At 50.7% G+C, this 8,233-nt stretch carries 4 protein-coding genes and 1 tRNA gene; 3 read left to right on the forward strand and 2 right to left on the reverse strand.

Annotated features, from left to right (window positions below):
- Positions 1–296: 296 nt before the first annotated feature.
- Positions 297–545 (reverse strand): DUF6722 family protein, encoded by a 249-nt coding sequence (locus KTQ90_RS13970; protein WP_297213847.1) that lies wholly within the window; start codon positions 543–545, stop codon positions 297–299.
- Positions 546–674: 129 nt separating this feature from the next.
- Positions 675–748, reverse strand: a tRNA-Arg gene (locus KTQ90_RS11975).
- A 345-nt stretch (positions 749–1,093) separates the two neighbouring features.
- Here KTQ90_RS11975 and KTQ90_RS11980 point away from each other — a divergent pair.
- From KTQ90_RS11980 to porE, 3 genes are all read left to right on the forward strand, one after another.
- Positions 1,094–4,132: a SusC/RagA family TonB-linked outer membrane protein gene (locus KTQ90_RS11980; protein WP_217318625.1), complete on the forward strand. Its 3,039-nt coding sequence runs from the start codon at positions 1,094–1,096 to the stop codon at positions 4,130–4,132.
- Between the two features lie 34 nt (positions 4,133–4,166).
- The gene (locus KTQ90_RS11985) at positions 4,167–5,849 is read left to right on the forward strand and encodes a RagB/SusD family nutrient uptake outer membrane protein (RefSeq protein ID WP_217318626.1); all 1,683 of its coding nucleotides are present in this window, start codon (positions 4,167–4,169) and stop codon (positions 5,847–5,849) included.
- Between the two features lie 147 nt (positions 5,850–5,996).
- Positions 5,997–8,081 carry a PorE family type IX secretion system protein gene (gene porE, locus KTQ90_RS11990; RefSeq protein ID WP_217318627.1) on the forward strand — a complete coding sequence of 695 codons (2,085 nt, stop codon included), beginning with the start codon at positions 5,997–5,999 and terminating at the stop codon, positions 8,079–8,081.
- The last annotated feature ends 152 nt before the right edge of the window (positions 8,082–8,233 follow it).

Here is an 8,233-nt window from a genome sequence, read left to right on the forward strand (position 1 = left end):
ATGTGCAACTTTTTACTCATATTTATCAACTTAAATTAATTCCGCCAACGGGTAGCCTTTAATATGTTCTTGCAAAGAACCATGATATTACCACGCAGCAAAAATCTCATTACCGCATAGCAAGAATACTATTACCGCATATCTAAAGTATTATTACCAGACCGCGGGAATCGAGCATAGTACATAAAGTTAGAGGCTGTTGAGCCACTTCTTGCCAGATTTGGTATAAGACCAAATGACAAGACCGCCGCTAATCACTGCCAATATTACCAAGAATGCTTCTAATGTTCCCATAATTATTTGTTTTTTAAAATTCTATACCCAAAGATGGCGAAGCAAACAGAGACGAAAGTGCCGCATCCTACAACCATCCAATTTACTGCCACATACTCGTTTGTGAAAATAGGAACGAATCCGCCTAACACAATCGCAGTGAACACAAGTTTAGACAAGTCGAAGAAGTATTTTGCCAAGGTCTCCTTCACGGTTTTATCCCAACTCCGAGCTTCCTTTTTTTCTTCTTGTTGTCTACTAAAGTTTCCCATATCTACCTGATACAAATATAAGTTTATACTTGAGATATTGCAAATGTACAAAATGTTTCTGATATAACAAGCAAGTTAATTCATTTTTGAAATAAAAAAGGTGCAGTTGAGACAACTGCACCCCCTGGGTGATTCCGGTGGGATTCAAACCCACGACCTTCAGAACCGGAATCTGACGCTCTATTCAGCTAAGCTACGGAACCATTGCGATTTTGCAGTTGCAAATTTACGCAAATTGTTTCAAACCGACGAACGATTGCTGCACAAAAAACGTGCAGAACAAACGTTTTCATAAAAATTTTTAATGATTTTTTTTGTGCATAAAGAAATTTTTGTAAATTTGCACCCGAATTAAAAACCAATCGCCTACTTAAACAAATCACTACAGTAAAAACACACAAGGTGAAAAGATAGTGACAATTAGTTTAATTTCGAGTTATAAAATATATACTACATAACTATTATTAACAAGAAAAAGGATGTGTCAGCTCACAGCCTAAGGAAACTACGGCAATGCGGACGATGTCCTAAACTTAAAAACCAAATCTATGGAAAAAGTAAAGAGACCTTTACTTCCGCTTATGACAAAGCAGTTAGCGCTTTCGTTGTTGATGGGAGGAGGCATGATGCTTTGCGCAACAAACGCAACAGCAGCAGACGAACTCGCGCGTTCGGTTTACAATGTAGCTCAAACACCGCAGAACCAGCAGATTACTGGTCGCGTACTTGATGCCGCTGGCGAACCGCTTATTGGCGTTAGCATTGTAGAAAAAGGCAACAAGTCGAACGGTACAGTTACTGACATTGATGGCAACTTCACTCTCCGCGTTTCAAAACCCACAGTTGTAGTTTCTTACGTAGGCTATAAGACTCAGGAAATGTCTGTAGCAGGCAAGAAAGCCCTTGACATTACTCTTCATGAAGACGCTGAGATGCTGAGCGACGTTGTCGTTATCGGTTACGGTACAGTGAAGAAGGCCGACTTGGCAGGTTCTGTTGCCATCATGGATAACAAGTCGTTTAAGGACCAGCCGGTAGCACGTGTTGAGGACGCCCTCAACGGTCGTATGTCGGGTGTGCAGGTGATGTCTTCTGGCGTTCCTGGCGGTTCGATGAAGATTCGTGTGCGTGGTGCAAGCTCTGTAAACAAGAGCAACGACCCGTTGTACGTAGTTGACGGCATCGTTCGCGAGACAGGTCTCGAGGGTATCAACCCTGAGGATATCCAGAGCATCCAGGTGCTGAAGGACGCTTCTTCTACAGCTATCTACGGTGCGCGCGGTGCTAACGGTGTTGTAATGGTTCAGACCAAGATGGGTAAGGCCGGCACAACTCAGGTTACATTTGACGCTTCGCTCGGTGTTTCTAACGCATACCACGTTCCTGAAGCTATGAACGCTCAGGATTACGCAAAGGCTTTGGTGCAGTACAAGGGTGCTGACGCTAACGCTCTCGCTGGTTATATCAACGGCACAAACAAGGGTATCGACTGGATGGACCAGCTGCTCCACACCGGTGTTACACAGAACTACAAGGTGGCTATCTCTAAGGGTACAACCGGCACACAGACATATTTCTCTGCCAACTATATGGACCAGAAAGGTGTTATTCGCGACACTGAGTCGAAGCGCTACTCTGTTAAGTTCAATATTCACAACAAGCTCTTCTCTTGGTTGGAGCTCACAGCCGACGCTAACCTCTCTCGTACAGAGAACAGCGGTTCGGCAGGCTTCGCTCAGAACCAGTCGAACCCGATCTGGGTAGGTCTTAACTACTCTCCGACAATGGAGATGATGGATGCTAACGGCAACTACAACAAGGACCCGTACAACAACATCCAGCAGAACCCGTGGGGCTTGGTTCACGCTAACCAGAGCGACCGCAACCGTACAATGGTTACCGGTCATGTCGACTTGAAGTTCAACATCTGCGACGGCTTGACATTCACCACAACAAACGGTATCGACTTCAACGACTACAAGTGGTACAGCCTCTCTTCCAAGACCGTTAACGGTACTACAAACATGGGCAACAACAACGCTCAGGTGATGGGTCTGCAGTCGACCAACAACCTTACATACCAGCACTCTTGGGGCGACCACAACCTTACTGCTACCGGCGTATGGGAGGCAACAAGCCGCGAGACACGCTCTATGGGTATCGAGGGTAAGGACCTGGCTCAGGAGTTCGTAGGCTACTGGAACGTGAAGAACGCCGCTACACGCGACGCAAGCAACGGCTACAGCAAGTGGACAATGCTCTCTGGCGTAGCTCGCGTTATGTACAACTACGCTGACCGCTACATGCTCACCGGTACACTCCGTGCCGACGGTTCGAGCCGCTTCACAAACAAGAAGTGGGGCTACTTCCCGTCAGTAGCAGCTGCATGGACTGTTTCTAACGAAAAGTTCTGGGAGCCGATGCGCAACGTTGTTAACAACTTTAAGATCCGCGCAAGCTATGGTATTATCGGTAACCAGGATATCACTCCGTACTCTACACTCGCAAGCCTCTCTACAACCGGCTTCAACTACGGTACAAAGAACACATACTCTGGCTACTGGGCTGGCGGTATCGCTACTCCTGACCTGACATGGGAGAAGGTTAAGCAGTTCGACCTCGGCTTCGACTTCGGCTTCTTCAACAACCGCTTGAGCCTCGGTGTAGACCTCTTCTGGAAGAACACTACAGACGCCCTGCTCCAGCAGAGCACTCCGGGCTACCTCGGTGGTCAGAGCTACTGGACAAACGCAGGCGAAGTTAGCAACAAGGGTGTTGACGTTAGCCTGACAGCACAGATTCTGCAGAAGAAGGACCTCCAGTGGACATCTACTCTCAACGTTAGCTACCTGAAGAACGAGGTAACCAAGCTTACAGCTCAGACTCCGCGTCTCTACGGCTACAGCCCGTCACCGGGTACAGTAGAAGCAAGTACCATCATCACCGAGGGTGAGGCTATCGGTACATTCTACGGCTACAAGTGGGCAGGTCTTGAGAAGGGCGACGACGGCAAGTTCTATGACACATACTACACAGCCGACGGCAAGACAACACGCACTCCGGACGCCGACAAGGACCGCTTCGTTCTCGGACGCTCTAACCCGGACGTGACATTCGGTTGGAACAACACCATCAACTACAAGAACTGGGAGTTCAACGCATTCTTCAATGCAGCATTCGGTGCTAAGCGCCTCAACCTCGTGCGCTACGCCATGAACTCAGCAGTAGGTGCTTCGATGTTCGTAACCGATAAGGACTACTTCTCAGAGGTTGGCAAGTCAATGCCGTCTCTCGACGCATCAGGCAACAAGACATACGGCAACTCAGACAAGTGGCTCGAGAACGCTAACTACCTCCGTTGCGAGAACATCAGCGTCGCTTACACTCTGCCGCGCAAGCTGACCAAGTTCGCTGACGTACGTCTGTCTCTCTCTGCACAGAACCTCTTCACCATCACAGGCTACAAGGGTATGGATCCTGCTGGCGCAGCATTCTCTGAGCACAACGTCGACAACAACAACGGTATCGACATGGGTGCTTATCCTAACCCGCGTACCTTCACATTCGGTGTACGTCTGAACTTCTAAAACCATCAATTAACAATCTAAACAACGAAACAAAATGAATAAAAAGATATTACTGGGTTGCCTTTTCGCTGCTTCGGTGCTGACAACAACAACATCATGTAGCGACTTCCTCGACGAGGACCCGAAGGGACAGATGTCAGAGGCCAACGTATTCAAGAGTCAGGCTGACCTTGATGCAAGCATCCATACAATCTACGAGAAGTTGAACCAGACACAGTCGTGGACTAACCCAATGTACCCGCAGTGGCAGGGCGACGACATGACAGCCAACCCAAGCTCTAACAAGCAGGCTGTTGCAGCTCTTGACGTATTCAGCTCTGACGGCGAAAACAAGGGTGTAACAGACGCATGGAGCCAGCACTTCGCTCTTATCAAGGCTTGTAACTGGGTAATCGAGAACGCATCAAAGACTCCTACATCTCAGGAGGAAATCAACATCGCTCTCGGCAACGCACACTTCTGGCGTGCATACGCTTACTTCTACATGGTACGCATCTTCGGCCCGCTGCCGAGGGTTGTAACTACCGACCCGAGCGCAACAAACGTTGCTCCGTCAAGCGTTGAAGAAATCTACAACCTCATTGTAGAGGACCTGAAGAAGGCTGAAGGCTGGTTGCCTACAAGCTACAGCCAGGCTCCGCGCAACCACGACGGCGTAGACGCATGGGTTACAAAGCAGGCTACTCAGGCTACACTCACTGCTGTATACATGGCAATGGCAGGCTATCCGCTCAACAAGGGCAAGGAGTACTACGCTCTCGCTGCTGCAAAGGCTAAGGAAGTAATCGACAACAACGGCACATACGGTTTCTACAACGATCCGGTTTGGAACCACGTCTACTCAATGGGCCACAACTACAACAAGGAGACCATCCTCGGTATCGACAACAACTGGAACTCTGGTTCTTGGGATCACGACTCTCAGCTTACTTCTTGCGACCGCTTCGAGGGTCTCGGCGATGGTGGCTGGGGCGATGCATGGGGCGAAATCGCATTCTGGAAGCGCTATCCGGAAGGACCGCGTAAGGATGCTGTGTATGCTCCGAAAATCACATTCCAGGACGGTGCTACAATCACTAAGGTTTGCAACTGGTGGGATCTTGATGCTGAAGGCAAGCCGGTTGTAGAGGCTTATCACCCGATGTTCGCTATCTACTCAGTAAACTGCGACGGCGACAACCTCGCTAAGGAGAAGTTCGCTCCGTACAACTATCTCGAGCCTAACTACACCAACATGACTAACGGTCGTCGTCATCGTCTGATTCGTTACGCAGAGGTTCTCCTCTGGTACGCAGAGAGCGCAGCTCGTTCTGGTGGCGATTTGGCTAAGGCTAAGGAGTATCTGCGTGAGGTACGCAAGCGCGCCGTTAACGACGTAGAGAACGTAACTCTCTCAGACGGCACAAAGGTTGCTATCGCTAACATGACTGCAGACCAGCTCGCTGAGGCTTGCTACATCGAGCACGGATGGGAGGTTGCAGGTCAGTGGACACAGATGGTTACACGCCGCGCCGACGAGTTCCGTATGAACGAGCTGAAGAAGAACTTCGACTACCGTGTTGCTAACAAGCCTGTTGTTGTGGCTGTTGAGAACGGTAAGGAGTACACAGCTAAGGAGAGCGTTCCGGTTGTTAAGTCTACATGGGCTGGCGACGAGTCAATCTACTGTCCTTATCCGACAACTGAGGTTGAGAAGAACCCGAACTTGAAGCGTTAATCAACGATTAACAATACTATTTCATCCTCGCAGACGCTAACGCGTTTGCGAGGATTTTTTATTGTGTGTGTGTCAAAACTACAAAATAAAGCAGGTACACAATAAAAAATGCTGTTCTCCGTTAAGTCTATTAAAGGACAAATATCAATGAAGAAAGAAATAAAACTCTACTCTACCCTATTCATCCTCGCTTTATCTGCCCTCATGCTCAGCGGTTGCGGCGCAGAGAAGAACATGAAGAAGGGCGAGAAGTATCTTGCCGTGGGCGAATACTACGACGCCGCGACGCAGTTCAAGCGTGCTTACCAGCGCACAGCGCCGAAGGAGCGCGAGAAGCGCGGCAAGATAGCGCTGAAGGTGGCTTTCTGCAACGAGCGCATCAACTCTACACAGAAGGCGCTTGCGGCATACAGCAACGCCATCAGATACAATCAGGCGTCGACGCAGGACCGCCTCAGCTACGCCCGACTGCTGCTGAAGAACGGCGCATACAAGCAGGCAGAGACCGAGTTCCGCGCTGTGCTCGACTCGATGCCAGACAACGTGCTCGCAAAGAACGGACTCGCCTCGGCGCAGAACGCTCCGCAATGGAAGAAGGAGGGTTCGCGCTATCAGGTGAAGCGCATGGATGTGTTCAACTCGAGAAGAGACGACTACAGTCCGGTGCTCGGCGGCGACCAGTACGACTACCTCTACTTCACCTCTACACGCAATGACGCTACGGGCAACGAACTGAGCGGCATCACCGGAGCGAAGGCTGCCGACATATTCGTCTCGCAGAAAGACGAGAAGGGAAAGTGGCAGAAGCCCGAACCGGTGAACGGCGGACTGAATACGGAGTACGACGAGGGTGCATGCGCGCTGACGCCCGACGGCAAGACGATGTACATCACGCAGTGTCAGACCGACCCGTCGTATCCGCGCTTTGCGCAGATTATGACTTCGCAGCGTGCCGATGCGGCTTGGGGGAAACCCGAGGAGTTCAAGGTGACGAACGACACGCTCTCAAGCTATGCCCACCCTGCGGTGTCGCCCGACGGCGAGTGGCTCTACTTCGTGTCGGACATGCCAGGCGGTCTGGGCGGACTCGACATCTGGCGAGCACGCATCACGTCGCTCGGTCTTGCCGGTGTGGAGAACTTGGGCGAACCTATTAACACGCCGGGCAACGAGATGTTCCCGACGTTTCGTGCCAACGGCGACCTTTATTTCTCAAGCGACGGCCATGTAGGCATGGGCGGCTTGGACATCTACATCGCTTCGCCTAACGACAAAGGCGGCTACGATATAGAGCATCCGGGCTATCCGCTCAACTCGCAGGGCGACGACTTCGGCATGACGTTCGAGGGCGTACACAACCGCGGCTACTTCTCGTCGAACCGCAACGACGGCAGGGGATGGGACAAGATTTACAGTTTCGAGAACCCGGAGATTGTGCAGAACGTGAAGGGATGGGTGTACGAGCAGGACGGCTACGAACTGCCAGAAGCGCTTGTGTACATCGTCGGATCGGACGGCACAAACAAGAAGGTGAGCGTGAAGGGCGACGGATCGTTCGAGTACGTGATAGACCCGAACGTCGACTATATCTTCCTTGCAACGTGCAAGGGATTCCTCAACCATAAAGAGGAGCTGCGCGTGAAGCCGGCTGAGGAGTCGGAAGAGTACGTGCTGCAGTTCGCTTTGGCGTCAATCACGGCGCCGGTGCTCATCGACAACATCTTCTACGACTTCGACAAGGCAACGCTCAGACCAGAATCAACGGCTGCGCTCGACGAACTGGTGAAGCTGCTTAACGAGAACCCGAACGTGACGATAGAGCTTTCGTCGCACTGCGACTATAAAGGTTCGGCGGTATACAACAAGGGACTCTCGCAGCGCCGCGCCGAGTCGGTGGTTGCCTACCTCACAGAAAAGGGAATCTCGCGCGACCGTCTCTCGCCAGTGGGCTACGGCAAGGAGAAACCGAAGACTATCCGCAAGAAACTCACCGAGAAGTATCCGTGGCTAAAGGAAGGCGACGTGCTCTCAGAGGAATTTATCTTGAAGCTCGACAAGGACAAGCAGGAGATTTGCAACCAGCTGAACCGCCGCACCGAGTTTATCGTGCTGCGCACAACGTACGGCATGTTCGACAAGGACGGAAAGCTAAAGGAGGAACCGAAGCCCAAGCAGCCGTCGGAGGATAAGAAGAAAGACACGGAAGAAGACTACGACTTCTTTATCGAATAAAGGCTGGAAGATATCGCAAAAGGCTGGTAGATATCGGCAAAGGCTGGTAGATATCGTCAAAGGCTGGTAGATAGAACGCATATCTGCCAGCCTTTAACCCAAATCGGTCATTAGAAAAAGCTTCTTGTCATTTTCTAATGACCGCCATTAGA

The sequence above is a fragment of the Leyella stercorea genome (genome assembly GCF_019052365.1).
Classification (GTDB): domain Bacteria; phylum Bacteroidota; class Bacteroidia; order Bacteroidales; family Bacteroidaceae; genus Prevotella.

Coding starts and splice junctions, on each gene's coding strand:
- KTQ90_RS13970 (WP_297213847.1), bottom strand. CDS start 545: ATGGGAAACTTTAGTAGACAACAAGAAGAAAAAAAGGAAGCTCGGAGT.
- KTQ90_RS11980 (WP_217318625.1), top strand. CDS start 1,094: ATGGAAAAAGTAAAGAGACCTTTACTTCCGCTTATGACAAAGCAGTTA.
- KTQ90_RS11985 (WP_217318626.1), top strand. CDS start 4,167: ATGAATAAAAAGATATTACTGGGTTGCCTTTTCGCTGCTTCGGTGCTG.
- porE (WP_217318627.1), top strand. CDS start 5,997: ATGAAGAAAGAAATAAAACTCTACTCTACCCTATTCATCCTCGCTTTA.